The organism is Pseudoalteromonas sp. Isolate3, assembly GCF_022398505.1.
GTDB classification, from domain to species: domain Bacteria; phylum Pseudomonadota; class Gammaproteobacteria; order Enterobacterales; family Alteromonadaceae; genus Pseudoalteromonas; species Pseudoalteromonas apostichopi.
This window is the reverse complement of the sequence record NZ_JAKEVN010000275.1, coordinates 1-660: the sequence shown is the minus strand read 5'-3', so window position 1 is coordinate 660 and position 660 is coordinate 1. Positions and strand designations below refer to the sequence as shown.

At 33.9% G+C, this 660-nt stretch carries 2 protein-coding genes; both read right to left on the bottom strand.

From position 1 onward, the window contains the following. Positions 1-11: 11 nt before the first annotated feature. Complete coding sequence (locus tag L1D46_RS20815; RefSeq protein ID WP_130051038.1) at positions 12-296, bottom strand: hypothetical protein; 285 nt, start codon at positions 294-296, stop codon at positions 12-14. A gap of 1 nt (position 297) precedes the next feature. Further along, a partial coding sequence (locus L1D46_RS20810) for a helix-turn-helix domain-containing protein (protein WP_239978185.1) occupies positions 298-660 on the bottom strand: 363 nt, incomplete at its 5' end.

Below are 660 nucleotides of genomic sequence, written 5' to 3'. Positions count from 1 at the left end.
GTATTATCATTTTAGTTACTTGTTACATAGTTTATGTAATCAATTTCTTCTCTATTTAATGCTTTTTCTTCAGTGTCGTTATGATGCATTGCATCATTAAGAAAAGTAGAGCTGAGCTTAATAAAGTTTATTTTGTCTTCAAGTGATGTGTTATCTAGGCCTGCGAGAAGTAGTTTGCTGGAGAGCTCTGAAATAGATGCTCGGTTATTTCTCGCGAAGTTGAGACGTGGTAAAGAGTCAATAACAAGTATTAAGTTAACAATAGACTCATCTATATTCTTGTCCAATACGTTCATTTTATTCTCTCCTTATATTTATTAACTTGAAACCGACTCCTCTCACACTTTCAATAATGTAGCTGGTGTCATTCAAGATAATTCTTAACTGATAAATTGAAACATTTACATTGCCAATAACAGCTTTCTGTTCTGGCCAACCAATCCTTAGTAATTCGTACCTATTAACTGTTTTTCCAATATTTCGATAAAGAACCTCAAAAACCCTAAATGTGGCAGGGCTGACTCTGTATTTTTTTCCATAAATAGTCAGGCTTCCGTAATCAAAAATAAGAGGTTTGTTTTTGATTGGAGCTTGGCTGGTTCCTGAGTGTTCTGATTTCATCTTATCCTCCGTATCCAAATATGGTACTTGGTTTAATTG